The organism is Micromonospora sp. NPDC007271 (genome assembly GCF_040634005.1).
Classification (GTDB): Bacteria; Actinomycetota; Actinomycetes; order Mycobacteriales; family Micromonosporaceae; genus Micromonospora.
The window spans coordinates 47,387-74,340 of the sequence record NZ_JBEYER010000004.1 but is presented as its reverse complement, the minus strand read 5'-3'; the positions used below and the strand labels follow the sequence as shown (position 1 = coordinate 74,340).

Genomic DNA, 26,954 nt, shown 5'->3' with positions numbered 1-26,954 from the left:
CTGAGCGCCCTCCCGGCGCGTTCACCAGTCGGGAGGTACACATTTCCATGCGACGACACCAGGAACCGGCACCGCCGGACGGCTTCGCCGAGTTCGTCGCGGCGCGCTCCGACGCGCTGCTGCGCTCCGCCTGGCTGCTCACCGGGGACGCCGGACGAGCCGAGGACCTGTTGCAGACGGTTCTCGCGGCCGCCTGGCGGCGCTGGGCCTCGATCACGACCGGCGGGCATCCCGAGGCGTACCTGCGCAGGGCGTTGTTCACGACGTACGTGTCCTGGTGGCGCCGGCGCTGGCGCGGCGAGGTCCCCGGCCCGTCGCCGGAGGAGCCCGAGTACGGCGACCTGGCCGGCGAGTCCGCCAACCGGGACGCGGTGCGCCGCGCCCTGGCCCGGCTCAGCCGGCAGCAGCGGGCCGTGGTGGTGCTCCGCTACGTCGAGGACCTGTCGGTGGAGCGGACGGCGGAACTGCTCGGCTGCTCGCCCAACACGGTCAAGGTGCAGGCCTCCCGCGCCCTACGGGCCCTGCGTACCGATCCGAACCTTGAGCTGTTCGCCGCCTGGAGGTCATGAGATGAGGCACGAGGACGAGGACATCAGGTCGCTGTTGACCGAGGCGGTTCCCCCGCTGTCGCCGCCGGCGGACCGGCTGGGCGCGGTGGCGCGGCGGGTCCGCCGGCACCGACGGCGCCTGGTCGGTGGCAGCGCGCTCGCCGTGGTCCTGGCCGTCGGGTTGGCCGTCGGGGGCGTCCAGGGGTTCACCGGCGGCAGGGCCGACCCGGCGCCGCCGGCGGCGACCCGACCCGCCGTCGAGGAACCGCGTTGTCCGACCCACCTTGGGCAGTTCCCGGACCTTCGGTCGGCCCCGTACGGCGGCAGCGAGCCGCTGGTGCCCGAGGGCGCCGTGGAGGTCACGGCGTGCGAGGTGCCCGCCACCGGGTCGGCGCGGGCCGGGCTGAGCGGTCCCCGGGTGCTCACCGTCGGGGTCAGCGACGTCGTCCGGGTCATCAACTCCCTACCGCCGTACCCGACCAGCCCAGGCTCCCCATCACCCCAGCGATCCGGCGACGACCAGGAACTCCGCTGCAGCTTCGTGCACCGCGACCACGAGCTCGCCTTCGTCCTGCGATACCCGGATCGGCAGCCGGTCACCGTCTACACCAGTGCCAACTGCGGGGTGGCCGTCAGCGGCGGGCGCGGACGGGGACTCGACTTCGCCCTGTTCACCACCTTCTTCGACCGGTACCGGGCGCAGCTCGTCGCCCGGACGCCACCCGAGACGATTCCCACCCCGACCTGCGCCCCGAGCATCCCGACCAGCCGGCTCCGCCTGACTCCGGACCGGAGCGGCCTGGACGACCGGATCTCCACCGACAACCCGGGCCGTTCCCCGCAACTGCCGACCAGGCTGGTCGCGGTGACGGCGTGCCGGTACGAGGTGGGCGACTCGCTGGCCCGGCTGACCGGGCAGCGAAGCGAGCGGCTGGACGCCGCCGACGCGCTGCGCCCAACCGTCAACGCCGCCTTCGACCGGGCCAGGACCACCACCTGCGGCGGCTATCCCGGCTATCCGCCGCCGACGGCGTTCGACTCCCTGCTCGTGGCGGACGCCACGGGCGCGACCGCCGAGTTCTGGCTGCGCCGGGCGCCCTGCCCGGCGCTGGTCAGCGGGAAGAGCAGCGGCGTCCGACCCAGTGCGGCCCTGGTGGCCGCGATCGACGGGCTGCTCGGGCCACCCGGGAGGTGACCGCGGGCGCGTCGGCGAAACCGGCGTGCCCGCGCTCCGGCGCAGGCAGTACCGTGTCCCGGGTTGCCTGGGAGGAATTCGATGGAGCAGGTTACGGGGCGGCGCCGCGACGCCGAGGTGCTCGTCTTCGACGCCGACGACACGCTCTGGGAGAACAACATTCTCTTCGAGCGGGTGATCGACGACTTCCTCGACTGGCTGGACCATCCGACGCTGGACCGGGTGGAGATCCGGTCGGTGCTCGACGACATCGAGCGGGCCAACGCCGTCGCGCACGGCTACGGCAGCAAGGTGTTCCTGCGTAGCCTGGGGGAGTGCCTGGCGAAGCTGCGGCAGCGCCCGGCGACCGAGCGGGAGCGCACGGAGATCGAGGACCTGGCGGCGGCGCTGGTCGGCCACCAGGTCGAGCTGATGCCCGGGGTCGCGGAGACGCTGGACGACCTCGCCACCCGGCACGAGTTGCTGCTGCTCACCAAGGGGGAGCGCGAGGAGCAGCAGCGCAAGCTCGACGCGTGCGGGCTGCTGCACCATTTCCGGGCCGCGCACATCGTGCCGGAGAAGGACGTCGACACCTACCGCTGGCTGGCCCGCGAGCACGGGTTCGACCCGGCCGGCGCGTGGATGATCGGCAACTCGCCGCGGTCGGACATCCTGCCCGCCCGGGCGGCCGGCATGAACGCGGTCTTCATCCCGAACGAGAACACCTGGGTGCTGGAGCACGACGAACTCGACCCGAGCGACGCCGGGGTGATTCGGCTGGCCGCGTTTCCCGACCTGCGTCAGCACTTCTGACCGGGCGGGTAAGGTCCGGTTCGTGCCGCTGACCTTCCCTTCGCACCTGGCGCCGGTGCTGCCGCTGAAGCTGTGGCGACCGCGCTGGTTCGACGGGGTGGCACTGGCCACCGGAGCGGTGGCGCCGGACGTCGGTTACCTGTTCACCGGCACCCGGCTCGACGTCGGCCTGCGCACCCACACCCTCGGCGGGCTGCTCTGGTGGTGCCTGCCGGTCGCGCTCGCGTACGCCTGGATCGTGCGCCGGGTGATCGCCGGCATCGCGGTGCACCTACCCGGCGAGCGGCTGTTCGCCTGGCGGGACCACGCCGCGCTGGCCGGCGTCCGGCACCCCTGGCAGGTCACGGTCTGCTCGGCGCTCATCGGCGCGTTCAGCCACGTCGCCTGGGACCGGGTCACCCACACCGAGCGGTGGCTGCGGCTGCTGGGAATCCAGGACTTCCACGCCGCGACCGGAATCCATTGGTGGCTGCTCTCGGACGTGCTCAGCACGCTGGCGGGGGCCGCCGTGGTGGTCGCCCTGGCGCTGCGGGCCGCCCGCCGGCGGGAGATCTTCGAAGGGGTACGGCCGCCCGCGCCGCCGGCCCGGCCCGCCGTCTTCTGGGCGGTCGCGCTGCCGGTCACCGCGGCCGGCGTACTGGTGCTGCCGGGCCTGCCCGCCGCCGACGTCCCGGCGCCGGCCGGGGTGCGGCTGCTCCACCTCTCGGCACTCGCGTTGGTCGCCGGTGCCGCCGCGGCCGGTGGTCTGACCCCGGCCCGGTCGAACGCCTGGCGTGGCGATCGCCTCGACGAGGAACAGCGTCCGGCCGGCTGACCCTGTTACACCGACATGCCGGATTTCTTCATTGACATCAATCACATTCCGTCGGCCCCGCCAGAGCTTGTTCGGCCTGCGACAACCTGCCTAACCTGAGCCCGCGTTCACGGCTTGTCGGGGTGAGCCGGGGGCGCGCCGAGTCCGGTAGTGGGGCACCGTGGAGCTGAGTGCAGGCGGGCCGGCTCGCCGTGTGCGGCCCGGGGTGGGCGACGTGCCACGCCCCCCGGCGCCTGAGACGGCGAAATCCGCTGCCACTCCGGACGGCCAGGGTCAGGACCGGGGAGTTGCGGACCCGGTCCTGACCCGCCCCGAGCGTCCGAGCCGCTGGTGCCACCGGTCGCGAGCGGCTGCGCTCGCCGGACACATGCGAGGATCTTCCGCGTGAACCCGACCGGCACCGTCCAGCTGACCACCCTGCCGCCGCAGACCCGGCAGGCCGTCGTCGTCACCGGGGACGGCTGCCGCACCACCCGCGCCACCCTCCAGGCGTACGCGAGGGTCGACCACCGCTGGAGCCCGGCCCTTCCACCGCTGCCGGCCCGGATCGGCGCCGACGGGTTCAGCGACCAGCACGTCGAGGGCGTGCCGACCACGCCGACCGGCGTCTACGCCATCGGCCCGACGATGTACGGCATCGCCGCGGACCCGGGCGTCCGCTACCCCTACCACCGGGTGGCCGCCGACGACTGGTGGAACGCGGACCCCGACTCCCCGCACTACAACAGCTTCCAGCGGTCGGCCACGAACCCCGGTGGACACAGCGAGGCGCTCTGGCGGGAGGACCCGGCCTACACGCACCTTGCCGTGATCACCTACAACATGCCGCCCACGGTGGAGACGCCGGTGCCCCACGCCGGCAGCGGCATCTTCCTGCACGAGTTCACCCGGGCCGAGGGGAACGCCACGGCCGGGTGCGTGAGCCTGGCCCACGACCACCTCGTCGCGGTGTTGACCTGGTTGGACCCGGCGGCGTCGCCGCGCGTCGTGCTGTGCCCGGCGCAGCACCTCGACCGGTACTGAGCAGCCCCCCGAGCACCCGAGGACCGCACACCCCATGGACCCGATCAGCACCGGCGAGCCGCCGCACGGCGACACCGCGACCACCTGCTACCGGCACCCCCGGCGGGAGACCCTGCTGCGCTGCACCCGCTGCGACCGGCACATCTGCCCGGACTGCATGCGCGAGGCGCCGGTCGGGCACCGCTGCCCCGACTGCGTACGCGACGACAACCGGACGGTCCGCCAGGCCCGTACCGTGTTCGGCGCCCGGCTGGTCGACCGGCCGCAGGTGACGTACCTGCTGATGGCGCTCAACGTGCTGGCCTACCTGGTCACGTTGGTGCACCCGGCGATCATGGGCCAGTTCGACGGCCTGGGCGCCGGGCTGGTCGACGCCAGCGGCCAGCGGTACGTCGACGACGGCGCCGTCCACCCCGGGCTCACGCCGATCGGGATCGCGCACGGCGAGTGGTACCGGCTGGTCACCTCCGCGTTCCTGCACTTGCTGCCGACCCAGGGCGCGCTCGGCATCCTGCACATCCTGTTCAACATGTACTGGCTCTGGCTGCTCGGCCGGGTGGTCGAGGAGCGGCTGGGTCACCTGCGCTTCCTCGCGGTCTATCTGCTCGCCGCGGTCGGCGGGTCGGTCCTGGCGTTCCTCGTCGCCCCGCACCAGGCGGTGGTCGGCGCCTCCGGCGCCGTGTACGGGCTGGCCGGCTGCTACGTCGTGCTCACCCGGCGCCTGCACCACCAGCCGATCGACCGCAACCGGGTGCTCATCCCGTTCCTGCTCTGGATGGTGCTCTCCGCCGGCTGGACGTCGTGGGAGGGGCACCTGGGCGGCCTGCTCACCGGCGCCGCAGCCGCGATCGGGATGGCGTACGCGCCGGCGAAGCGGAGAACCGCCGTGCAGGTGGCGGTCACCGCCGGGCTGGCGGTGCTGCTCGTCGCGCTGGTCGTGGCGTGGTCGCTCGACCTCGCCACCTGACCGCCAGGTCCGACCCGGGGCGCTCGGCCGGCTGACTCAGGCGACCTCGCCCCGGACGATCGCCACGGCCACCCGGCAGAACTCCTCCATGTCGGGCTGGAAGCCGGCGGCGATGTCGGGGTGCAGGCCCGACCGGGTCTCGTCGAGCAGCCGGCGGCAGACCTCCTCGACCGGCTCGCCCGCGTAGCTGGCACGGACCCGTTCGGTGGCCGCCTGCAGGGCCGAGGTCAGCTGCTCCTCCAGTGGGCCGCGCAGCTTCCGCTGCACCGGGTCCAGCCCGCTCGGGTCGAGCGTGACATGTGGCTCCGACACTGGCGCTCCCTTCGTCGGCGTCCGCGGTACCCCACCGCGATCGTCGGTCAAACCACCGCCGGCACGGCGGCCACCCGGACCTGGTACGAGAAGTTCTCCGCCGGCTCCTCGACGTACGACAGCCGGCGGATCTGCCGGTCGTCGCCGTAGAGGGCGACGTCGACCAGCACCCCGAGGTGGGCCAGGCCGATGTTCGCCACCCGCTTCTTGTCCTGGAGCACCGCGCAGATCCCGCCCAGCAGGGTGCTGGCGTCGGAGGTGCGGTGCCCGGGCGGGCAGCGCAGCGTCAGGTCCACCTCGACCGGACCGTCGAGCGGGGTCCAGCCGGTGCGCTGGGCCGCCGCGCAAGCGGCCTCCAGCAGGGCGCGGACCCTCGCCGCCTGCCGGTGCCCGGCGGCGAAGATGGACAGGGCCTCGGTCTTGACCGGGGGCAGGCCGCTCACCTCGAACGTCAGGGCGAGAGCGCGGGTGTCCTGCACGACGGAAACCTCCTCGTTGGGACGATCCTGCCCAACCCGTGGTACGGCGGAGGCGGGTTCACGCGAGAACCAACCGAACGGGCGGGCTGGGGTCGGCCGGAGGCGTATCGACTTCGACGGCGACGCGCTGGCTGCTTGAGCTACCCAAACGGTAGTCGACCGGGTCGCCGCCGCACAGCCTCGCCGCTCACCGGTCGGGACGCGGCGGGAAGGCGCAGAACTCGTTGCCCTCCGGGTCGGCCAGCACCCACCAGCCGGTCGTGTCGGTGGGCTCACGCAGCAGGGTGGCGCCGGCGGTGATCAGTGCGGTGACGTCGACGCCGGCCAGGGTGACGTCCCAGTGCCACCGGTTCTTCACCCGCTTACGCTCCGGCACCGGGTCGAAGACCCAGTGGTCCCAGGGGAAGCCGTCCGCGCCCACCACCGCAACGGCACCCTCCTCGGTGGTCTCCACCCGGCCGCCGACCACCCCGGCCCACCAGGAGGCCTGGGCCGCCGGGTCGGCGCTGTCGACGACCAGCTCGAAGACGCCGGGCAGCGCGCCTGCGCGGGGGCGGAACGCGCAGAACTGGTTGCCCTCCGGGTCGGCCAGCACCCACCAGCTGATCTCCGCGTCCGGCTCGCGGACCAGCCGCGCGCCGGCGGCCAGCAGCGCGGTCGGTGCCGGGTCGGCGAGGCGCAGGTCGAGGTGGACCCGGGTCTTGCCGGTGCGCGGCTCGGGCACGGTGTTGACCCAGATCGACTCGGCCGGGGAGTCGGCCGCGCGGGGATCGATCCTGGTGTCGCCGTCACCGGTGTCGACCAACCTCCCGTCGAGGATGCCGGCCCAGAAGGCGCCGAGCCGGTGGGCGTCAACGGCGTCCATGCAGAGGTCCTTGAAACGCGCGATCATGTGTCCCACTATGCCGGCCGCCCCCGATACGCGCGGTCCCGGTACCTGTCGACCGGCTGGGGTGACCCGTCTCACACTGCGGTCCTGTTGTGTTCGTCTCGTGACCGTCAGGTTTCGCAGCGTCCCAGGTCGGGCACTGTTGGGCCCACGAAACGCCCGGGGCGCCGGACGATTTTTCGCCATCCGCGTCCCGACCGTCTCGCCGTGCGCCGGGGCACGGGTGGTCCCCCGGCTCTCGCCGAAGAAAGAGGGGGAGGGCGATGAGGACAGACCCCGACGCGGCCAGGCGTCGACGGCGGCCGGCCAGACGTGCGGCGGCGACCGCCGCCGCGCTGGCGCTGGTGGCCCCGTTGGCCGCCTGCGGCTCCGGCGCTGACGGCGGCCCGCCGACGATCAACCTGTACTACCCGCCCGAGCAGAACCTGCAGAAGGTCGTCGACGACTGCAACGCCCAGGCCCAGGGCCGCTACCGGATCGTCAACCGGGTGCTGCCGAGGCAGGCCGACGACCAGCGGGTGCAGCTGGTTCGGCGGCTCGCGGCGCAGGACAGCGGGATGGACGTGCTCGGCCTCGACGTCACCTGGACCCAGGAGTTCGCCAGTGCGAAGTGGATCCGGGAATGGACCGGCCAGGACAAGGCCGAGGCGGAGCGGGGCACCCTCGCAGGCCCCCTGGACACCGCCCGCTACCAGGGCAAGCTGTACGCGGCGCCGAAGCACACCAACGTCCAGCTCCTGTGGTACCGCACCGATCTGGTGCCGCAGCCGCCGAAGACCTGGAGTGAGATGATCTCGGCGGCGCAGGGGCTGAAGCGGGCGGGCAAGCCGTACCAGGTGCTCACCATGGGCGCCCAGTACGAGGGCCTGGTCGTCCTCTACAACACCCTGACCGAGAGCGCCGGCGGAAAGATCCTCAGCGACGACGGCAGGACGGCGGCCATGGACGCCGGCGCCGTCCGGGCGCTCGACCAGCTCAAGAAGTTCGCCACGTCGGGCGTGACGTCGCCGTCGTTCAGCAACGCCACCGAGGACCCGGTCCGGCTGGAGTTCCAGTCCGGCGCCGGCGCCTTCCAGGTGAACTGGCCGTTCGTGTATCCGGCGATGCAGGAGGCCAACCCGGACCTGGCGAAGAAGGTGAAGTGGGCGCGGGTGCCGGGCATCGACGCGAGCACCCCGAGCCGGGTCACCATCGGCGGCATCAACCTGGCGGTCAGCGCGTACTCGAAGCACCCGGCCGAGTCCTTCGACGCGGCGAAGTGCCTCCGCAACGCCGAGAACCAGAAGTTCTCCGCGGTCAACGACGGCGTGCCGCCCACCATCGAGCAGGTCTACGCCGACCCGGAGATGGACAAGGCGTACCCGATGAAGGAGACCATCCTGGAGGAGCTGAAGGAACCGGCGGTGCGGCCGCTGACCCCGGCGTACCAGAGCATCTCCACGGTGATGTCGGCGATCCTGTCGCCGCCGTCGGGCATCCGGCCCGAGCAGACGGCGAACGAGCTCCGCAAGGCCATCGCCGACGCCCTCGAGTCGAAGGGGGTCCTGCCGTGAGCGAGCGCAGCGAGCGAACCATCCGGCTCAGTGCCGTGGTGCCTCATCGCGGCGCCGACCGCAGGGAGGTGACACGATGAGTGTCAACGCCACTCCGACCGGTGCTCAGGTCGCCGGCGAGGCGGAGCGCACCAGCGGGCGGCACGCCGCCGTGCCGGCGCAGCGGGCCCGGCGCGGCTCGAAGCCGCCGCTGAGCGAGAACAAACGGGCCGAGCGACGCCTCGGTTGGCTGCTCTGCGCGCCGGCCGCGCTGGTCATGCTGCTGGTCACCGCCTACCCGATCCTCTACTCGGTCTGGCTGTCCCTGCAGCGGTTCGACCTGCGCTTCCCCGACCAGCGGGAGTTCGTCGGGCTGGAGAACTACGCCACCGTGCTGACCAACCAGTTCTGGTGGACGGCGTTCGGGGTCACCGCGCTGATCACCGTGGTCACCGTCGCGGTGGAGCTGGTGCTCGGCATGGGCCTCGCGCTGATCATGCACCGGACGCTGGTCGGGCGGGGCATCGTCCGGACCGCGGCGCTGATCCCGTACGGCATCGTCACGGTCGTCGCCGCCTTCTCCTGGCGGTACGCCTGGACGCCCGGCACCGGCTACCTGGCGAACCTCTTCGACGGCAGCGCGCCGCTGACCGAGCGGGCCAGTTCGCTGGCGATCATCATGCTGGCGGAGATCTGGAAGACCACGCCGTTCATGGCGCTGCTGCTGATGGCCGGCCTGGCGCTGGTGCCGGAGGACCTGCTCAAGGCGGCCGCCACCGACGGCGCGACGGCCTGGCAGCGGTTCACCAGGGTGATGCTGCCGGTGATGAAGCCGGCGATCCTGGTCGCCCTGCTGTTCCGCACGCTGGACGCGTTCAGGGTCTTCGACAACATCTTCATCCTGACCGCGGGTGGCAACGAGACCTCGTCGGTGTCGATGCTCGCCTACAACAACCTGATCCGGGGTCTGAACCTCGGCATCGGCTCCACGATGTCGGTGCTGATCTTCCTCACCGTGGCGGTCATCGCGTTCGTCTTCGTGAAACTGTTCGGCACCGCTGCCCCGGGCAGCGACGACGGAGAGAGGCGCTGACATGGCCACCGAAACCACCACGCGGGCGAAGCTGCGCTGGGGGCTGCTGGACGTCATCGTCGTCGTCTTCGCGCTGATCCCGGTGCTCTGGATCGCCTCGCTGTCGGTCAAGACCCCGGCCACGCTCACCGACGGGAAGTTCATCCCCCGGGAGTGGACGCTGGACAACTACCGGACGATCTTCGCCACCGACCAGTTCGTCCGGGCCCTGGCCAACTCGATCGGCATCGCGCTGATCGCCACCCTGGTCGCGGTGGTGCTGGGCGCGATGGCCGCGTACGCGATCTCCCGGCTGGACTTCCCCGGCAAGCGGCTGCTGGTCGGGGTGTCCCTGCTGATCGCGATGTTCCCCCAGGTGTCGCTGGTGTCGCCGCTGTTCGAGATCGAACGGCAGCTCGGCCTCTTCGACACCTGGCCGGGGCTGATCCTGCCGTACATCACCTTCGCGCTGCCGCTGGCGATCTACACGCTGTCGGCGTTCTTCAAGCAGATCCCGTGGGACCTGGAGAAGGCCGCGAAGATGGACGGCGCCACCCAGGGCCAGGCGTTCCGGCGGGTCATCGCCCCCCTCGCCGCTCCGGGGCTGTTCACCACGGCCATCCTGGTCTTCATCTTCTGCTGGAACGACTTCCTGTTCGCGATCTCGCTGACCTCCACCGAGCGGTCCCGCACGGTGCCGGCCGCGCTGTCGTTCTTCACCGGCGCGTCGCAGTTCGAGGACCCCACCGGGGCGATCTGCGCCGCCGCCGTGGTGATCACCGTACCGATCATCCTCTTCGTGCTCTTCTTCCAGCGCCGCATCGTCTCCGGCCTGACCTCCGGCGCCGTCAAGGGATAGTTAGGTGATAGTCGTGGCTGACATCGTGCTCGACAAGGTGAGCAAGCGGTTCCCGGACGGGACCATGGCGGTGCGGGACGTCGACCTGGAGATCGCCGACGGCGAGTTCGTCATCCTGGTCGGCCCGTCCGGCTGCGGGAAGTCCACCACCCTGAACATGATCGCGGGGCTGGAGGACATCAGCTCCGGTGAGCTGCGCATCGCGGGGGAGCGGGTCAACGACAAGGCCCCGCGGGACCGGGACATCGCGATGGTGTTCCAGTCGTACGCGCTCTACCCGAACATGACGGTGCGGGAGAACATGGCGTTCCCGCTGCGGCTGGCGAAGCTGGACAAGGAGACGATCAACACCAAGGTCGAGGAGGCGGCGAAGGTCCTGGAGCTGACCCCGCTGCTGGACCGCAAACCGGCCAACCTCTCCGGTGGGCAGCGGCAGCGGGTGGCGATGGGCCGGGCGATCGTACGCCAGCCCAAGGCGTTCCTGATGGACGAGCCGCTGTCCAACCTGGACGCGAAGCTGCGGGTGCAGATGCGTACCGTGGTGTCCCGGCTGCAGAAGCAGCTCGGCACCACCACCGTCTACGTCACCCACGACCAGACCGAGGCGATGACCCTCGGCGACCGGGTGGTGATCATGCGAGGCGGTGCGGTGCAGCAGGTCGGCCCGCCGCAGGAGCTCTACGACCACCCGCGCAACCTCTTCGTCGCCGGTTTCATCGGCTCGCCGTCGATGAACTTCCTGCACGCGGCGGTCGAGGAGGGCAGGTTGCGGACCGCGCTCGGGGACCTGCCGATCGGGGAGCGGATCCGCCGGCAGCTGTCCGGGGCCGACGCGCCGCGCGAGCTGATCCTCGGCGTCCGGCCCGAGCACTTCGAGGACGCCGCGCTGATCGACGACGAGACCCGCCGCCGTGGCCTGGAGTTCGAGGCGCCGGTCGAGATCGTCGAGTCGATGGGCTCCGACAAGTACGTCTACCTCACCGTCGAGGGGGAACGGGCCAGCGCGGCCGAGCTGGAGGAGCTGGCCGCCGACGCGGGCGCCGCCGACTTCACCGGCGCCGGTGCCAGCCTGGTCACCCGGCTGTCGGCGGAGTCGCCGGTGCGGGAGGGGGAGAACCGGCGGGTCTGGTTCAACCTGGAGAAGATCCACCTGTTCGACCCGGCGACCGGGCGGAACCTGACCCTGCACGAGGGCCGGGCGGCCGGCGCGCTCGCGGACTGAACCGCGCGGGCCCGCTGAGGGGCCGGTGGCGCACCCGCCGACCCCTCAGCGTGCCGGCAGCCGCTCCAGCAGCTTGTCCAGCCGGACGGGCAGGTCGCGGATCCGGATGCCGGTCGCGTGGTGCACCGCGTTGGTGACGGCCGCGGCGCTGCCCACGATGCCGATCTCACCGATCCCCTTCACTCCGGCCGGGTTCAGGTCGGCGTCCTCCTCCGGCAGCCAGTACGCCTCGATCCGGTCGACATCGGCGCAGGTGCTGATGTGGTAGGTGGCGAGGTCGTGGTTGACCCAGTCGCCGTACCGCTCGTCGAGCAGGCCCTCCTCGTGCAGCGCCATCGACACGCCCATGGTCATGCCGCCGATGAACTGGCTGCGGGCGGTGGTCGGGTTCACGATCCGGCCGGCGGCGAAGACCCCGAGCATCCGGTCGAGGCGGATCTCGCCGGTGTCGACGTCGATCCGCACCTCGACGAAGTAGGCGCCGTAGGCGTACCGGGGCCGGGGCGGCTGTGCCCGGATCTCGTCGGCGGTGCTCACCTCGACGGTCAGCCCCTCGGCCGGCACCGTGCCGCCGGGCGAGTTCCGGATCCGGTCGCGCAGCCCCTCGCAGGCGCGGATGATCGCCCAGCTCCAGGAGGCGGTGCCCATCGAGCCGCCGGCCACGCCGGCCGGGGGCAGCGCGCTGTCGCCGATCCGGATCGTCACCCGGTCGCCGGGCACCGCCAGGGCGTCGGCGGCCACCTGCCAGAGGGCGGTGCGGGCGCCGGTGCCGATGTCGGTGGCGTTGATCCGTACCTCGAAGGTGCCGTCCGGGGCGGCGGTGGCCGTCGCGGCGGCGGCCCGGGCGCGGGCCGGGTAGTTGGACCCGGCGACCCCGGTGCCCACCAGCCACCGCCCGTCGCGCCGGACGCCGGGAGTCGGGTCGCGGTCGGCCCAGCCGAACCGGTGGGCCCCCTCGCGCAGGCAGGCGACCAGGTCCCGGCTGCTGAACGGCTGCCCCTGGTCGGGGTCGACGGCGGTGTCGTTGCGGATCCGCAGCTCGACCGGGTCGACGCCGCACGCGGTCGCCAGCTCGTCCATCGCGGATTCCAGCGCGTACGCGCCGGGGCACTCGCCGGGGGCGCGCATCCAGAACGGGGTCGGCACGTCCAGCCGCACCAGGCGGTGGGTGGTGCGCCGGTGCCGGCCCGCGTACATGCTGCGGGCGTAGACGGCGCTCTGTTCGGCGAACTCGTAGATCGTCGAGGTCTGGCTGATCGCGTCGTGGCAGACCGCGCTGATCCGCCCGTCGGGATCCGCACCGAGCCGGACCCGCTGGATGGTGGGGGTGCGGTAGCCGATCGGGCCGAAGAGCTGCTGCCGGGTGAGGGCGAGCCGGACCGGCCGGCCCACCTGCCGGGCGGCGAGCGCGGCGAGCACCACGGGCGCCTTGGCGTACCCCTTGCTGCCGAAACCGCCGCCGACGTGTTCGGTGACCACCCGGACCGCCTCCCGGGGCAGCCCGAACAGCTCCGCGAGGGCGGACTGCACCGGGGACGAGCCCTGGTTGGAGTCGTGCACCAGCAGCCGACCGTCCTGCCACCGGGCGGTGGTGGCGTGCGGCTCCATCGGGTTGTTGTGGTACGCCGGGGTGCGGTAGGTGGCGTCGACGCGGATCTGGGCGGCGGCGAACCCGGCGTCGAAGTCCCCGTCGGCGGTATCCGGCGGGTAGCCGGGGTTGACCTTGTCCGGCCGGTACAGGCCCGGGTGGTGTTCGGTCAGCACGGTGCTGTGCGGCTCGGTGTCGTAGTCGATGCGGACCAGCCGGGCGCCCTCCCGGGCCGCTTCCAGGGTCTCGGCCACCACGACGGCGATCAGTTCGCCCCGGTAGTGCACGGCTGGCTCCTGCAGCAGGAACAGGGTGGCGTCGACGCCGGGCACCAGCCGCGGTGCGTGGCCGTGGTGCAGCACGTCGAGCACCCCGGGCACGGCCAGCGCGGGAGCGGGGTCGATGCGGGTGATCCGGCCCCGGGTGACGCTTGCCGGCACCGCCCAGCCGTAGGTCACGTCGTCGGCCGGGAACTCGACGGCGTACCGGGCGGCTCCGGTCACCTTCTCCCGGCCCTCCAGCCGGGTGTGCGCCACACCCATCATGGTGCTCATGGCCGTCCCGCCAGTTCGGTCAGCGCCCGTACGGTGAGGTTGCGGATCAGCGGCACCTTGAAGGCGTTGTGTTCCAGCGGACGGGCGGCGGCGAGTTCGACGTCGGCGGCGTGGGCGGCCAGCTCGGGGGTGAACGGCCGGCCGCGCAGGGTCTCCTCCGCTCGGTGGGCCCGCCACGGGCGGTGCGCCACCGCCCCGTACGCCAGCCGGACGTCGCGGACCACGCCGCCGGCCAGGTCCAGGGCGGCGGCCACCGAGCCGAGGGCGAAGGCGAACGACGCCCGGTCGCGTGCCTTGTGGTACGCCGACCGGCGGGCGAGCGGCGACGGCGGCAGGCGTACGCCCGTGATCAGTGTGCCCCGGGGCAGGGTGGTCTCCTGCTCGGGTCGGTCGCCGGGCTCCCGGTGCAGTTGGGTGAGGGGGATCTCCCGGGGGCCGTCCGGCGCGTACGCTTCGACCACGGCGTCGAGCGCGACCAGGGCGACCGCCATGTCGGACGGGTGGGTGGCCACGCAGTGCTCGGACCAGCCGAGCACGGCCAGGTCGCGGTTCTGGCCGTGCCGGGCCGCGCAGCCGGTGCCGGGTTCCCGCTTGTTGCACGCCTTCGACGTGTCCTGGAAGTAGGCGCAGCGGGTGCGTTGCAGCAGGTTGCCACCGGTGGTGGCCATGTTGCGCAGTTGACCGGAGGCGGCGGCGAGCAGCGCCCGGGCGAGCACCGGGTAGTCCCGCCGGATGACCGGGTGGGCGGCGAGGTCGCTGTTACGTACGTTCGCGCCGATGCGTACTCCGCCGTCGGGCAGCGGCTCCACGGTGTCCAGCGGCAGCCGGGTCACGTCGATCAGCAGGTTCGGCCGTTGCACACCGAGCTTCATCAGGTCCACGAGGTTGGTGCCGCCGGCCAGGTACGCCGCGTCCGGCTCGGCGTCGAGCTGAGCGACGGCCTCGGCCACCTCGGTGGGCCGGTGGTAGCGGAAGGGCCTCACCGGGCTGCCTCGCGGACCGCGGCCACGATGTTCGGGTACGCCGCACAGCGGCACAGGTTGCCGCTCATTCGTTCCCGGATCTCCGGGTCGGTCAGCTGCGCGGGTGCGGTCAGGTCCTCGGTCACCGCGCTCGGCCAGTCGCGGGAAACCTCGTCGAGCATGCCCTGCGCGGAGCAGAGCTGCCCGGGGGTGCAGTAGCCGCACTGGTAGGCGTCGTGGGCGATGAAGGCGGCCTGGATGGGGGCGAGGCCCTCGGGGCCAGCGAGCCCCTCCACGGTGACCACCGTCCGGCCGTCCAGTGTCACGGCCAGGATCAGGCAGCTCTTGACCCGCCGGCCGTCCAGCAGTGTGGTGCACGAGCCGCACTGGCCGTGGTCGCAGCCCTTCTTGCTGCCGGTCAGGCCGAGCCGTTCCCGCAGGGCGTCCAGCAGGGTGGTCCGGTTGTCCAGCGTCAGGTCGTGCTCGACGCCGTTGACGGTGAGGGTGACGCGGGACGACCAGTCACCGTCCGCTGGTTTCCCCCTCTGCCTCCCGCTGCGCACCGGGCCAGACTACCGTTGACCACGACATCTACTGACAAATACGGGCATAAGCCTGAAACTGGTGATCGGTGGAGCGGCATGCGCGAGGTCCTGGTCGCGGCCCACGACTGGCGGCGGCGGAGGATTCCCTTCGGCCTGGCGACCGTGCTGACCAGCAGCGCGGGCAGCGCCACCGGCCCCGGTGACCTGCTCGCCGTGGACCCCACCGGCGACGTGCGCGGAGGCATCCCGGCCGGCTGCGTCGAGTCGGCCGTGCTCGACGCGGCGGCAGAGACCCTGCGCACCGGCCGGGCCCGGCTGGCCCGCTATTCCGTGGCCGACGACGGTCCCTGGCCGGCCCGGCCCGGCTGCGCCGGGACCGTGGAGGTGCTGCTGCGCCGGGTGACCCCCGACGGCCCCACCGCACGCTCCCTCGCCGCACTCGCCGGCCCCGACCCGGTCACCGTCGCGACCGTGGTGGGCGGCCGGGCGCCCTTCGCCGCCGAACTGGTGATCCAGCACGATCAGATCGAGGGCACGCTGGGCGCCGCGGACCTGGACGGCTGGGCTGCCGCCCAGGCGATCGGGTTGCCCGCCGGTGCCACCGTGCTGCGCTACGGCGAACGCCCTGGCGTGCGGATACTGTTCCAGGTGGCGCCGGCCGCGCCACGGATGCTGCTGTTCGGTGCCACCGCCGTCGCCGCGGCGCTCGCCCGGATCGGCGCGGACCTCGGCTACCGGGTCGTCGTCTGCGACCCCCGACCCGCGTTCGCCACCGTCGCCCGGGCACCCGACGCGCACGAGGTGCACCGGGCCTGGCCGCACCGCCTGCTGGCCGCCACCCCGGTCACCCCGGACACGGTGCTCTGTCTGCTCGGCCACGATCCCCGCTACGAGATCCCGCTGCTGCGCACGGCCCTGTCCACCCCGGCCGGCTACCTCGCCGTGCTCGGCAGCCGCCCCGCGCACCAGGCCCGCCTGGCCCGGCTGCGCGCCGACGGGGTGCCCGAGGCCCACCTGGCCCGGCTACGCGCGCCGGCCGGGCTCGACCTCCGTGGACGCAGCCCGGCCGAGACGGCGCTGGCGATCGCCGCGGAGGTGGTCGCGTGGCGCCACGGCGGCACCGGCCGGCCGCTGTTTGCGCTGGACGGCCCGATCCACGCCGCCCGCCCGGCCAGCCGGTCCCCGGCGGCGACCCGATGACGGTGGCCGGGCTGCTGCTCGCCGCCGGGGCCGGACGCCGGCTCGGCCGGCCGAAAGCGCTTCTCGAGTGGGACGGCGAGCCGCTGGTCCGGCGGGCCGTCCGGCTGCTGCGGTCCGGCGGTTGCGACCCGGTGCACGTCGTGGTCGGCGCGGGCGCCGACCGGCTTCCCGCGCTGCCCGGTGCGGTGCTGGTGGTCAACCCGCGCTGGCGCGACGGCCTCGGTGGCTCGCTGCTGCGGGGCCTGGACTCCCTCCCGGGCACCGCCGACGCGGCCGTCGTGGTGCTCGTCGACCAGCCCTGGCTGACCCCGGCCGCGGTGCGCCGGGTGCGCGCGGCGTACGCGGCCGGCGCCAGCGTGGCCGTCGCCACCTACGCCGGCCGGGCCGGCCACCCGGTGCTGCTCAGCCGCGCCGCCTGGCCGCTGCTCACGCCCTACGCGACGGGGGACCGGGGCGCCCGCGACTTCCTCCGGGCCCGGGCCGACCTGGTGGCCCGGGTGCCGTGCGACGGGTCACCCGCCGACGTGGACACCCCAACCGACCTGACCCGAGCCCAGCGTCACGAAGGGTAAGCAGTGGCGCACGGGCGGGCCGTCAAGATGCGAGGTGTTTCTCGAACCAGTGGTGGGCGTAGCGCTCGGTGTTGTATGGCTCGATCTCGTGGTAGCCGGCCGAGCGGTACATCGCGATCGCCTCGGTGAGGTTGCGATTGGTGTCCAGCCGGACGGCGGCCCAGCCCCGCTCGGCGGCGTATCGTTCCAGCTCGCTCAGCATCCGCCGCCCGATCCCGAGCCCGCGCACGGTGTCCGCCACCCAGACGCGTTTGATCTCGGCGGGTGCGTCGCGATGGAGCTTGACCGCCCCGCAGGCGACGGGCTCGGCGTTGAGGGTGGCGAGCAGGAACACACCGGCGGGCGGGACCAGTTCCTCGTCGTGGACCGGGTTGCTAAGTGCCGGGTCGAATCCGTCGTCGAACCGTCGCGTGATGTCGCGGGCGTAGGCCCGCACGCAGGCCCGGGCCCGCGGGTCGCTCGGTGGGCACGGCTCGATGACGACCATCGACGAGATGAGCAGCCGTTCGACCTCGGCCATCGCCGCGGCGAGCCGTTCGCGGCGTTGCTCGGTGAGCGGTTTGAGGATCGACCAGGCGAGGTCGTCGGAGCGCTTGTCGAGTTCGGACCACTCGGCCTCCCCGGCTGCGGTGAGCGAGGCGGCCCGTACCCGTCCGTCGCCGCCGATCTGATCGGCCGGGCCGACGGTGACGAGCCCGTCGCCTTCGAGGGTGCGTAGCAGTCGGCTCAGGTACCCCGAGTCCATCCCGAGCCGCGCCCGCAGCGCCGCGACCTCGGCGCCGCCGGGGCCGATCTCCCACAGCAGACGTGCCTGTGCGAGAGGCCGTCCGCGGGCCATGTACTCGTCGTCGAGCGCGCCCACCCGCTGGGTGACCGTCCGGTTGAACCGCCGCACTGCGGCGATGAGTTCCGAGTTCATACACCTGACTTTAGTCAGGTATTGAGAAGAGACAACAGTCTGGGCGTACCCTGTCGCATGACGCTCGGGCCGGCACCGGCCTCGATCAGCACCCGCCGGCAGCCGTCGGCCTCCGCGTAGACCAGCCCGGTGGGCAGGTGCAACACCGCGAAGCGGCTGCTCGGCGTGCTGCACACGGAGGCCGGAGCGGCGGTTGTCAGTTCGTGCTTGACCGCCGTCCACTGGCTGGCGGAGAGCTTGCCGCCCGACTCGAACTCACCAGCTGGCTTCCCGCTGCCCTGTTCGCTCGCGGGAACCCGATAGACGCAGACGCGGACCTCCGTGCCATCGGCGGCCAGGGAAGCCGGGATGTCGTGCTGGGCACCGCCGGACTGGCCCGCCACCCACACCATGTCCGCCCACCGCTGGCTGCATCCGCTGGCCACGGCCTTGTCCGACTCGATTTCGCGCAGCACACGCGTCGTGACCCGCCTGGTCGTCAACTGTCCGTACGCGGCGCGGAACTCCCGGCGTGGCTTGCGACAAGCGTCGGTGGGAATGCCCGGTCGTACCCATCGGCCCTGTGCATCCAGGAGTGCCAGCCAGGGGACGAACGGCATTTCCTCGGTGCAGGCCCCGTTCGTCGGCTTCTCGTCGGGCAGCCGTAGGGCCACCATCAGCGTGGCCACGTCATCCGCCCGCTCCTCCACCGCGACCAGGTCCGAGCCGCCGCTGGGTCGCTGCTGAGGCTCGACCCGGCATACGACCGCGGCCACCGGCTGGAACCCCTCATCGATCCGGGGCAGCGAGAGACCCGCCTGGCTGTCGTCGGGCTCGACGACGGTCATGGCCGTGGCAGCGTCGCACGACTCCCAGTGCGAGTGAACCGTGAGCGCCCCTGGGAGGCGCGGCGACCCCGCCGTACCATCGCCGGCCGGCGCCGTGCGGGCGCAGCCGGCCACCGCCAACGCAAGGCCGACCACACATGCCGCTGCTCGGACCGTCATGGCAACCCCCACGTCGTCAGGTGCGGTCAACGCGGGTGAGACGACGGCCCGCCCACGCAGGTTCCACACACAACTCCGCGATGAGATCCGCCAGCCGGAGCCGGGCCCGCAGCAGCCGCCGTCCCTGGTCAGCGGCGCAGCGGCAGGCCGAGGTAGCGGGCGTAGTCGGCGAGGGCCGAGTCGACGCGTGACCGCAGCGTGTCATCGAACGGGGTCAGCGGGTGCACGGTCACCGTGACGGCCGTCTTGCCGATGGTCCGCTTCCAGGTGCCGACCACCCGGCCGCCGCGGACCACGGTCGGCTGAAAGACGCCGTTGCCGCCGGGGACGACAGCCGCGGCGTGCGCCGGATCGAGCATCAGCGTGCGGTCCTTGAAGCCGAGCAGGTATTCGTCGAAGCCGGGCAGCGTGTGCACGTCGTCGACCGGCTCGCGCGGCGCGTCGAGCAGGGCGGCGTCGACCACGGCCTCGGTGCCGTCGACCTCCACGGTGGCGAGGGCGTCGCCGGCCGCCGCGAGGCCTCGTTTGGCGTCGGTGACGGTCAGGCCCGTCCAGCGAGCCAGGTCGTGCCGGGTGACCGGGCCGTGGCTGCGCACGTAGCGCAGGGCGAGCAGGCCGAGCGCCTCGTCCCGGTCCGGGCGGTGCGGGTCGGGCACCCACTCGTCGAGCAGGGCGAACGTCTGCTCGGTGCCGACGTGCGGGGCGATGCAGGTGACGCCGCGCTGGGCGGCGTACCAGAGCAGGTGGTAGCCGCGCTGCCCGGCCGTGTCGATGCCGGCGGCGTTGAGCGTGGCCAGGCACTGGGCGCGGGTGAGCCGGCCGCCGCCGGCCAACGCCGTACCGAGCACGTCGGCGGCGCGGTCGGCGTCGACCTCGGTGAGCCCGAGCTGGGCGCGGCGGGTGGCGGCGCCGGCCAGGGTGCGCACGCCGGTCACCGCCAGCATCCAGTGGGCGTCGCGGGACGGCACGAGGTGGACCGTGCCGCGCATCGGCCAGGTCCGCAGTGCCTCCCGCCGCTCCAGCGCCGCCTGCACGTCGGCCTGGGTGCGCCCGGGCAGGCGTACGCCGAGCGACCACAGGCCGCTGGCCACGTCCTGGGCCTGCATGGCGCCGAACCACTCGACGACGCCGGCCACGCTGTCGGGGCGGCCCTGCGGGTGTGGGCGCAGCAGCAGACTGGTCATCCGCAGTGCGAGCGCCTCAGCGCCGGTGAGCCGTACGGGCACGGCCGCCCTCCCGTCGTCGGTGGACGGCCAGCATAGGCGGGCCCACCGACATCCTTCCCGATCGCGATCGGGACCCGGTCGGGCAGACACCGCTGCCGGCGGAAGTGCCTACCACGGGACGACGGCGTAGTCCTTGAGCAGCACGCCGTGCAGCGGGGCGCCAGCCTCGCCGCGGATGATCGGATCGTAGATCCGCGCCGCCGCGTCGACCACGTCCAGCGGCGGTCGCCAGCCGGCAGCCGCCCGGCGCGCCTTGATGAGGGCCGGATTCTCGTCCGTGATCCACCCGGTGTCGACCGCACACATGTACACGTGGTGTCGGGCCAGCTCGGCCGCGGCCACCCGGGTCAGCATGTTCAGCGCCGCCTTGCTGACAGAGGTGTGCGGGTGCCGGTCGGGCCCCGCACCACCCCCACCGAACCAGCCCTCCCGCCCGGTCACGTTCACCACGTACCGGTGGCCGGGGCCAGGTGCGGTCAGCGCCGGACGGAGCCGGTCAACGAGCAGAAATGGCGCCACCACGTTCACCAGCTGCACTTCGAGCAGCTCCACCGGGTCGATGGCGCCGATCCGGGCGGTCCAGGAGTTTTCGACCCCGGGGACAACCAGTGCGCCGGTGGCGTCGGTGATGGACGCAAGCTGTCGCCGGGATGTGTCGTCGACGGCGGCGAGGGCCGCGGTCCACTCCGGCGGCGGGGCATCGGGCCGGTAACCGGCCACCGACTCGACAGCCACCTCCCGAGGAGCAGCGATCAGCTCTGCCGCCACCAACGGCTGGTACGCCCACATTGGCCGGCGCACCGTCTGAGCCGCGTTGTTGACCAGAATGTCCAGCCGGCGGCCGCCCTCGGCCAACCGCTCCGCCAGCTCCAGCACCTGACGCGGATCCCGCAGGTCTGCGCCGACCACCCGCAGCGACGCCAGCCACTTGCCGGCATCCGGTTCCCGGGCGTAGCGACGGGCGGCATCTGCCGGGAAGCGGGTCACCACCGTGACCGCAGCGCCGTCCCGCAGCAACTTCAACGCCACCTGATAGCCGATCTTGACTCGGCCGCCGGTCACCACCGCACGTCGACCGGACAGGTCGGTGCCGGCCTTCCGGCGCCGCTGGTGCAGCTTCGCGCAGGTGGGGCAGAGCGCGTGGTAGAAGACATCGACAGTACGGAACCGGCCGCGGCAGACGTAACACCGGCGCTCCCGGCGGGTCCGGCCAACCCCGTCCGCATCGGCCGGCACCTCGACCGGGTCGGGCACCGGCGTACCCTCGACTCGCTCCACGGCGCCGGTGGCCGCACCGGCGACGACAGCCCGGTCGGCGGCCGCGGTCTGCCGGCGGCGGTTGGCCCGCCGCTGCCGCTGAGCATCCTTGACCAACCCGTCAACCGCGCGCTGCACCCGCTGGCGAACCGGGTCGTCGACGGGTAGCGCCCGGACCTCGCCGAGCACCCGCAACGCCGCTTCGACCTCGTCGCCGTTCATCGCCCCTTACCCTCACCCGGCCGGAGGTGGACGGGCCGGATTCGAACCGGCGTCCTCCGCATGAGCAGTGCGGCGCGTCGACCTCTGCGCTACCGCCACCCGGCAGGGTGGGACCCGACCGGACTCGAACCGGCATCCTCCGCCGTGACAGGGCGGCGCGACTACCCCTGCGCTACAGGTCCCACCGGTCCGGGATCCTAGCGGTCCTGATCAACCACCCGTCCGCACGCCCCGGCAGATCGGGTTACCCCACGCCGGGCTCGCGTGGTGGAGAACCCAGCGCGTGCAACGTGACCTGAGCAGCATCGACTGGGCGTCGTTGACGCACGCGTACGGCAGCGCCGAGGACGTTCCCGGCCTCATCCGTGACCTGCGGTCACCGGACGGCGAGGTCCGCAGCGCGGCGATGTACGAGCTGTACGGCAACATCCTCCATCAGGGCAGCCACCGCCCACGCGGTCCCGTTCCTGCTGGAGCTGGTGGCCGACCCCACCACGCCGGCCCGGCACGAAGTCATTCACCTGCTCGCCAACCTTGCTGTCCACGGCCTGCCGACCACCTACGAGGCGCTGCGCGCCTACGCCGGCGCGGAAGGATAGGAACGTGTCAGTGGTGTACTGGTTCGAGATCGAGCGGCCGGGTCACGGCGACAACCCGGAGGACTTCTGGACGTTCACCGACGAGGAGGAGGCCTTCGTCTCTGTGATTCGGGAGCGGACCGAGCCCTGGGCGTCGGACGGCATCTCGAGCCTGGTCAGCCGGCCCGAGGACGAGAGTTCCCTGCTGGTCGCCGTATCGCTGGTGGACGCCGGCCGCATCCTCGTCGATGTCGGGGTGCATCTGACCGGCGATCGAGTGCAGGGCGATCGATTGCACAGTGAGCTCTACACCCTCCCGGATGTGCCGTCCGCATGGGCGCTCGACCTCACTGGCGCAGTGGAGCAGCTGGGCCAGGCAGCCGCGGACTGGTTCATCGCCGCGCTGCGCAGACCCGTACTGCTGTACGTGTGGCTGAACGACGACCGCAACGCCTACGCTGCCCGGTACGCGTTCGCGGACACCGACGAAACGCTCTGCCAGGCGTGGGACGACCGGCTTGCCCCGAGGGGTAGGAAGAGGGATCTCATCGCGGCTGGTCACGTCCGCGGTCGGGGCTGGGTTCAGGTCGAAGGGCTCCCCGCGCCCGAGCTGTACGTGCACGTGCGGGGTGACCTCGACACCGCCGTCATCCCGGACGGCGCCCAGCCAACGTCCACCCGCGGCGGCCTCCCCGGGCTCTGGTACGAGTAGACCCCCCGACTCGGCGCAGGTATCGCCAGCTCGCGGGGCTCAAGGGCGCGTCTGGCAGGTCTTCGAGGTGTCGGTCTGGGATAACGGTGTCGGTGGTGACGTCGCGGACGGACAGGAAGCCGTCAAGCGCCATGGCCAGGTAGCGGTCGCCTGCCGGGCTGAAACCGGCGAGGTCGCGCCCGGCGAACGGTCGCAGCACGATTCGCTCGGCGTCCAGGCCGACCAGCATGGCGGGTGACGGATCAGGATGCAGCAGGGCCAGGCCGGTCCAGGCATCCGCGGGTCGGTGCAGGAACCAGGCGGCCTCCGGACCGGGCAATGGCATGCGATCGATGGTCGGGAGGACTTCTTTCGCCGAGCAGGAGCCTTCCCTGGCGCGGACAAAGCGCGGCGATTCTGGATCGGCCTGTCACGATGGGCGCTTGACCGGACATGGGACAGACGTGAGCTCCGGGACTGAGCACGAGGACCGCTTCCGGCGCGTCTACGCGGGCAACTTCCAGCCGCTTCTGGCCTACGCCATGCGGCGGGTCGAGCAACCCGAGGATGCGGCCGACGTGGTCGCCGAGGTCTTCCTCGTCGCCTGGCGGCGCAGCCGTGAGCTGCCGCCCGAGGCCGAGGTCCGGCTGTGGCTGTTCGGCGTGGCCCGGCGGGTGCTGGCCAACCACCACCGCGGCGGAGCGCGCCGGGAACGGCTGGGCGAACGGTTGCGGCACCGGCTGAGGGCCGCCGTCGGCGTCGACCCGGGCAGCGAGGTGCCCGAACGGCTCACGGTCCAGGCCGCGCTGGCCCGGCTGGGCGAGTTGGACCGGGAGGTGTTGATGCTGACCTTCTGGGAGGGCCTGGAGCCGCGGGAGGTCGCCGCGGTACTTCAGGTGAGCTCGGCTGCGGTCCGTACCCGGCTGTCGCGTGCCCGGGCTCGGTTGCGAGATCTCGTTGGTGACGACCACGGCCCACCCGGACATGTACTCGACGTCATGGCCGTACCGACCCCAGAGGAGGGCAGATGACCGACGAGCACCTCGACCGGATGGTGCGAGACGCCGACCCCTACCGGCCGGATGTCATCCGGCGCCTCGACGGGGCCGCGCAGAACCTCCTGGAGGAGATCATGTCCGTGCCGATCCTCGATCGCGTCGCCGAGCCGCCAGGCAACCGCTTCCGGGCGCGCCGCGGCCTGATGAGCGTCCTCGCCGGCGCGAGCGTCGCGGCCGCCATTCTCGCCGGTGTCTTCACCGTCTCGATCCTGAATGCCGATCAGCCCGAAGGCCGCCAGACGTCCCCGGCGACCGGCATCACCTCTGACGCAGCGAGAACCTACTCGGCGATGGAGCTCAAAGCGGCCGAGCAGAACCCGCGGCTGCTGATCGACCAGCCCGGCTGGAAGGCAACCACCGTCTACGGGTTCGCCGAGAAGGCGGGCACCATCAGGTTCAGCAAGGGCGGGCGGGAGCTGGAGATGAACTGGTACCCGGCCGAAGGGTACGAAGACCGCTACAAGGACCGGCTCCAGGTCAGCAATCCGGAGCCGGTAGAGGTCGACGGCTGGCAAGGCGACCTTTTCCGGTACGCCGCGGACGACTTCGCGGTGATGCTCCGGCCCCGCGACGGTTCCTTCGTCGAACTGCGGACCGGGGGTGGTTGGACGCGTAGCGAGTTCGATCGGGTTCTTGGCCACGTGGTCCAGGTCGACGCCCGTACCTGGCTGGCCGCGCTCCCGGCGGAGATCGTCACTCCGGGACGCGTAGCGGAGGAGGCGGCCAAGGTGCTCGCGGACGTGCCGCTTCCTCCCGGCTTCGACACCGCCGCGCTGACCGACCTCGGCACCAACGACGCCTACCAGTTCGGCGCCGGGGTGACCAGCCGCGTTGGCTGCGGGTGGATTGCCGAATGGCTGCGTGCGAAGAAGGCCGGCGACGACGCCGCCCTCCAACGGGCCGCCGACGCGTTGCGCAGCAGCCACAACTGGAAGGTGCTGCACGAGATGAACGACGAGGGTGACTGGCCGGAGGTGTTCTGGGAGACCGCGGACAAGGTAGCCGCCGGCAACCCGCCGCCCACGTACGGGCAGGCCCTGGGCTGCTGAACGTGACGTGGGTGCAGCCGGTGCCACGGAGCGCCGGCTGACCGGGCGAGCGGCAAGGGCCCGCCCGCCCGGGGTGCCGCCGGTCAGCCGGTGGGGCGCGCCTGCTCCGGCACGTCCACTTCGACGATCTCCCGTTGGACCTGTCCGTGGACCGGTCGCTCCTCGGCGACCTCGTGGCTGGTCAGCCGGACCCGCTCGACCGGGACCCGTTCCTTGACCGCCACCGGGTGCTCGGCGTGCAGCACCAGCTCGCGCTGGTCCTCGCCGGCCCCGGGTCGGACGTCACCGCGATCCGCCGCGGTGATCGGTTCGCGGACCACGGTCACCTCGTCGTGCTGGACCGGCACGCTGGTGTGGACGTTCTCGGTCACCACCCGCTTGCGCAGCCGGGCCGTGCCGACCGGCTCGCGCCGGGTGCCGACCCGCAGCCGTTCCTCCGAGCGGATCATCTCCGGTGGGCCCGACGGCCGTCGTGGTGACGGTTCGGGCTGCAGGGCCGCACTCCGCGCCGGCAGCTGGTAGTGCCGGTAGAGCGGGGTGAGCTGGTCCACGCCCAGCGGCTCGTCGGTGCCGCTCTCCACCGCTGGGGCGGTGCGGACCGTGGTCCTGTCGTACGGCAGCTGCACCCGGCCCTGCTGCAAGCGGGCGGTGTGCAGCGGGGCCATCGATTCGTGGCGGCCCGGGACGTCGGTCCGCACGCTGACCCAGGTGGGCTCGCCGGCGGCGTCGGCCCAGACCTGGCCCACGTCGCCGATTCTCGCGCCCGAGCGGTCCTGGACGTCCTGCCCGTACAGCGAGCGGATCTGCTGTTCGGTCAGTCGCATCGTTCGTCCTTCCTCTCACGGGTCATGGAGAGGATCCCCGCCGGGGCGGACGGCATGCCGGTGGAGTCGGACGAATAGGAGGAGAAGGAGCGGAAAGGCCTGATCGCGCTACGCCAGCCACGCTGCCGGCGGAGCGCGATCCCCCGTTCAGGTCCCCGGTGTCAGGCGGTGGGCCTGCCTGGACCCGGTGCGACCAGGATCCCCGGTGTCTGGTGTGCGGTCAGCGGTTCGGCAAGGAAATTGCGCAAATTTTGAGCTGTTTTTGAGCTACGGCAAACCGTTCGAGGAGCGCGAGCGGTGGCGTTTGTGGAGGCGTGCAAAGGGTAGTCGCGGGCGCTCATCCGGCACCGAGGAGGAAACGTCTGATGGCTGGCCAGGTCAAGGCCGCGGTGATCTATTACAGCGCGACCGGCATTACCTACCAGATGGCGCAGGCGGCGTGCGAGGCGGCCGAGGAGGCCCGGGCCGAGGTACGCCTGCGCAAGGTGCGTGAACTGGCGCCGGACGAGGCGATCCGCTCGAATTCGGGTTGGGAGGCGCACCACCTGCAGACCCAGAACGTGCCGGAGGCCCAGCCCGACGACCTGACCTGGGCGGACGTGGTGATATTCGGTTCACCCACCCGCTACGGCATGATCGCGGCGCAGCTCAAGCAGTTCATCGACACCACCGGCCCGCTCTGGGCGCAGGGCGCGCTGGCCAACAAGGTCTACAGCGCGTTCACCTCGACGGCCACCCTGCACGGCGGGCAGGAGGCGACGTTGCTGTCGCTGTTCACGGTCGTCTACCACTGGGGCGGCGTGGTGGTGACCCCTGGCTACACCGACCCCAGCCAGTTCGTCGCCGGCAACCCGTACGGTGCCTCGCACACCAGCAACAACGGGGAGATCGCCCCGGATCACCTGGCCCTGGCGGCCACCGCGTTGACCGCCCGGCGGGCGGTGCAGATCGGCGCCGCGCTGAAGCGGGGCCTGGCCAGCTGAAACCGGACCGACGGTTGGCGACCGGTGGTCGGACGG

Annotated in this window: 28 protein-coding genes and 2 tRNA genes; 17 read left to right on the top strand and 13 right to left on the bottom strand. The window is 72.4% G+C overall.

All coding sequences use genetic code 11. The annotated features are described in order from the left end of the window. Positions 1-47: 47 nt before the first annotated feature. From ABZ570_RS02930 to ABZ570_RS02905, 6 genes are all read left to right on the top strand, one after another. The gene (locus tag ABZ570_RS02930) at positions 48-569 is read left to right on the top strand and encodes a SigE family RNA polymerase sigma factor (protein WP_358056103.1); all 522 of its coding nucleotides are present in this window, start codon (positions 48-50) and stop codon (positions 567-569) included. A gap of 1 nt (position 570) precedes the next feature. Beyond that, complete coding sequence (locus ABZ570_RS02925) at positions 571-1,743, top strand: hypothetical protein (protein WP_358056101.1); 1,173 nt, start codon at positions 571-573, stop codon at positions 1,741-1,743. An 81-nt stretch (positions 1,744-1,824) separates the two neighbouring features. Beyond that, positions 1,825-2,535 (top strand): HAD family hydrolase, encoded by a 711-nt coding sequence (locus ABZ570_RS02920; RefSeq protein ID WP_358056099.1) that lies wholly within the window; start codon positions 1,825-1,827, stop codon positions 2,533-2,535. Positions 2,536-2,557: 22 nt separating this feature from the next. Further along, entirely contained in the window at positions 2,558-3,349 is a 792-nt protein-coding gene (locus ABZ570_RS02915; RefSeq protein ID WP_358056097.1) for a DUF4184 family protein, read from the top strand. A gap of 384 nt (positions 3,350-3,733) precedes the next feature. Continuing rightward, complete coding sequence (locus ABZ570_RS02910) at positions 3,734-4,372, top strand: L,D-transpeptidase family protein (protein WP_358056095.1); 639 nt, start codon at positions 3,734-3,736, stop codon at positions 4,370-4,372. Positions 4,373-4,406: 34 nt separating this feature from the next. Continuing rightward, on the top strand, positions 4,407-5,339 hold the full coding sequence (locus ABZ570_RS02905) for a rhomboid family intramembrane serine protease (RefSeq protein WP_358056093.1): 933 nt from the start codon (positions 4,407-4,409) through the stop codon (positions 5,337-5,339). A gap of 36 nt (positions 5,340-5,375) precedes the next feature. On the opposite strand, the gene ABZ570_RS02900 is transcribed toward ABZ570_RS02905, so the two are convergent. From ABZ570_RS02900 to ABZ570_RS02890, 3 genes are all read right to left on the bottom strand, one after another. Continuing rightward, complete coding sequence (locus ABZ570_RS02900; protein WP_358056091.1) at positions 5,376-5,651, bottom strand: hypothetical protein; 276 nt, start codon at positions 5,649-5,651, stop codon at positions 5,376-5,378. Between the two features lie 47 nt (positions 5,652-5,698). Further along, positions 5,699-6,130 carry a hypothetical protein gene (locus ABZ570_RS02895; RefSeq protein WP_358056089.1) on the bottom strand — a complete coding sequence of 144 codons (432 nt, stop codon included), beginning with the start codon at positions 6,128-6,130 and terminating at the stop codon, positions 5,699-5,701. Positions 6,131-6,317: 187 nt separating this feature from the next. Then, positions 6,318-7,022, bottom strand: coding sequence for a VOC family protein (locus ABZ570_RS02890; protein WP_358056087.1), 705 nt, complete (start codon positions 7,020-7,022; stop codon positions 6,318-6,320). Between the two features lie 260 nt (positions 7,023-7,282). On the opposite strand from ABZ570_RS02890, the gene ABZ570_RS02885 reads away from it, so the two are divergent. The 4 genes from ABZ570_RS02885 to ugpC all read left to right on the top strand — a co-directional run bounded on the left by ABZ570_RS02885 (position 7,283) and on the right by ugpC (position 11,704). Next, entirely contained in the window at positions 7,283-8,572 is a 1,290-nt protein-coding gene (locus ABZ570_RS02885; RefSeq protein WP_358056085.1) for an ABC transporter substrate-binding protein, read from the top strand. 76 nt (positions 8,573-8,648) lie between these two features. Further along, positions 8,649-9,644, top strand: a complete 996-nt coding sequence (locus tag ABZ570_RS02880) for a sugar ABC transporter permease (protein ID WP_358056083.1) — start codon at positions 8,649-8,651, stop codon at positions 9,642-9,644. Position 9,645: 1 nt separating this feature from the next. Continuing rightward, positions 9,646-10,482, top strand: a complete 837-nt coding sequence (locus tag ABZ570_RS02875) for a carbohydrate ABC transporter permease (protein ID WP_358056081.1) — start codon at positions 9,646-9,648, stop codon at positions 10,480-10,482. Positions 10,483-10,495: 13 nt separating this feature from the next. Next, complete coding sequence (gene ugpC / locus ABZ570_RS02870; RefSeq protein ID WP_358056079.1) at positions 10,496-11,704, top strand: sn-glycerol-3-phosphate ABC transporter ATP-binding protein UgpC; 1,209 nt, start codon at positions 10,496-10,498, stop codon at positions 11,702-11,704. Between the two features lie 45 nt (positions 11,705-11,749). On the opposite strand, the gene ABZ570_RS02865 is transcribed toward ugpC, so the two are convergent. The 3 genes from ABZ570_RS02865 to ABZ570_RS02855 are packed head-to-tail and all read right to left on the bottom strand — an operon-like array spanning position 11,750 to position 15,371. Beyond that, complete coding sequence (locus ABZ570_RS02865; protein WP_358056077.1) at positions 11,750-13,846, bottom strand: xanthine dehydrogenase family protein molybdopterin-binding subunit; 2,097 nt, start codon at positions 13,844-13,846, stop codon at positions 11,750-11,752. Then, positions 13,843-14,829, bottom strand: coding sequence for a xanthine dehydrogenase family protein subunit M (locus ABZ570_RS02860; RefSeq protein ID WP_358056075.1), 987 nt, complete (start codon positions 14,827-14,829; stop codon positions 13,843-13,845). The genes ABZ570_RS02865 and ABZ570_RS02860 overlap by 4 nt, the downstream gene beginning before the upstream one ends. Further along, complete coding sequence (locus ABZ570_RS02855) at positions 14,826-15,371, bottom strand: 2Fe-2S iron-sulfur cluster-binding protein (protein ID WP_358056073.1); 546 nt, start codon at positions 15,369-15,371, stop codon at positions 14,826-14,828. The genes ABZ570_RS02860 and ABZ570_RS02855 overlap by 4 nt, the downstream gene beginning before the upstream one ends. A 78-nt stretch (positions 15,372-15,449) precedes the next feature. On the opposite strand from ABZ570_RS02855, the gene ABZ570_RS02850 reads away from it, so the two are divergent. Next, on the top strand, positions 15,450-16,553 hold the full coding sequence (locus ABZ570_RS02850; RefSeq protein ID WP_358056071.1) for an XdhC family protein: 1,104 nt from the start codon (positions 15,450-15,452) through the stop codon (positions 16,551-16,553). Further along, entirely contained in the window at positions 16,550-17,125 is a 576-nt protein-coding gene (locus ABZ570_RS02845) for an NTP transferase domain-containing protein (protein WP_358056069.1), read from the top strand. Before ABZ570_RS02850 ends, ABZ570_RS02845 begins: the two co-directional genes overlap by 4 nt. A gap of 22 nt (positions 17,126-17,147) precedes the next feature. Here ABZ570_RS02845 and ABZ570_RS02840 read toward each other — a convergent pair whose 3' ends face one another. The 6 genes from ABZ570_RS02840 to ABZ570_RS02815 all read right to left on the bottom strand — a co-directional run bounded on the left by ABZ570_RS02840 (position 17,148) and on the right by ABZ570_RS02815 (position 21,917). Then, complete coding sequence (locus tag ABZ570_RS02840) at positions 17,148-18,044, bottom strand: helix-turn-helix domain-containing GNAT family N-acetyltransferase (RefSeq protein ID WP_358056067.1); 897 nt, start codon at positions 18,042-18,044, stop codon at positions 17,148-17,150. 14 nt (positions 18,045-18,058) lie between these two features. Further along, complete coding sequence (locus ABZ570_RS02835) at positions 18,059-19,099, bottom strand: hypothetical protein (RefSeq protein ID WP_358056065.1); 1,041 nt, start codon at positions 19,097-19,099, stop codon at positions 18,059-18,061. A gap of 59 nt (positions 19,100-19,158) precedes the next feature. After that, positions 19,159-20,256, bottom strand: a complete 1,098-nt coding sequence (locus ABZ570_RS02830; RefSeq protein ID WP_358056063.1) for a winged helix DNA-binding domain-containing protein — start codon at positions 20,254-20,256, stop codon at positions 19,159-19,161. A 108-nt stretch (positions 20,257-20,364) separates the two neighbouring features. Next, positions 20,365-21,735, bottom strand: a complete 1,371-nt coding sequence (locus tag ABZ570_RS02825) for an SDR family NAD(P)-dependent oxidoreductase (RefSeq protein WP_358056061.1) — start codon at positions 21,733-21,735, stop codon at positions 20,365-20,367. 25 nt (positions 21,736-21,760) lie between these two features. Beyond that, positions 21,761-21,834 (bottom strand) — tRNA-Ser (locus ABZ570_RS02820). A 10-nt stretch (positions 21,835-21,844) separates the two neighbouring features. Next, positions 21,845-21,917 (bottom strand) — tRNA-Asp (locus ABZ570_RS02815). 421 nt (positions 21,918-22,338) lie between these two features. On the opposite strand from ABZ570_RS02815, the gene ABZ570_RS02810 reads away from it, so the two are divergent. From ABZ570_RS02810 to ABZ570_RS02795, 4 genes are all read left to right on the top strand, one after another. Next, a complete protein-coding gene (locus ABZ570_RS02810; RefSeq protein ID WP_358056059.1) occupies positions 22,339-23,025 on the top strand; it encodes a hypothetical protein in 687 nt (228 codons plus the stop codon). A gap of 67 nt (positions 23,026-23,092) precedes the next feature. Continuing rightward, positions 23,093-23,263 carry a hypothetical protein gene (locus ABZ570_RS02805; protein WP_358056057.1) on the top strand — a complete coding sequence of 57 codons (171 nt, stop codon included), beginning with the start codon at positions 23,093-23,095 and terminating at the stop codon, positions 23,261-23,263. A 205-nt stretch (positions 23,264-23,468) separates the two neighbouring features. After that, on the top strand, positions 23,469-24,035 hold the full coding sequence (locus tag ABZ570_RS02800; protein WP_358056055.1) for an RNA polymerase sigma factor: 567 nt from the start codon (positions 23,469-23,471) through the stop codon (positions 24,033-24,035). Next, positions 24,032-25,111: a hypothetical protein gene (locus ABZ570_RS02795; RefSeq protein ID WP_358056053.1), complete on the top strand. Its 1,080-nt coding sequence runs from the start codon at positions 24,032-24,034 to the stop codon at positions 25,109-25,111. Before ABZ570_RS02800 ends, ABZ570_RS02795 begins: the two co-directional genes overlap by 4 nt. 83 nt (positions 25,112-25,194) lie before the next feature. On the opposite strand, the gene ABZ570_RS02790 is transcribed toward ABZ570_RS02795, so the two are convergent. Beyond that, complete coding sequence (locus ABZ570_RS02790) at positions 25,195-25,935, bottom strand: YsnF/AvaK domain-containing protein (RefSeq protein ID WP_358056050.1); 741 nt, start codon at positions 25,933-25,935, stop codon at positions 25,195-25,197. 365 nt (positions 25,936-26,300) lie between these two features. Here ABZ570_RS02790 and wrbA point away from each other — a divergent pair, with 365 nt between their 5' ends. Then, positions 26,301-26,918 carry an NAD(P)H:quinone oxidoreductase gene (gene wrbA, locus ABZ570_RS02785; protein WP_358056048.1) on the top strand — a complete coding sequence of 206 codons (618 nt, stop codon included), beginning with the start codon at positions 26,301-26,303 and terminating at the stop codon, positions 26,916-26,918. The last annotated feature ends 36 nt before the right edge of the window (positions 26,919-26,954 follow it).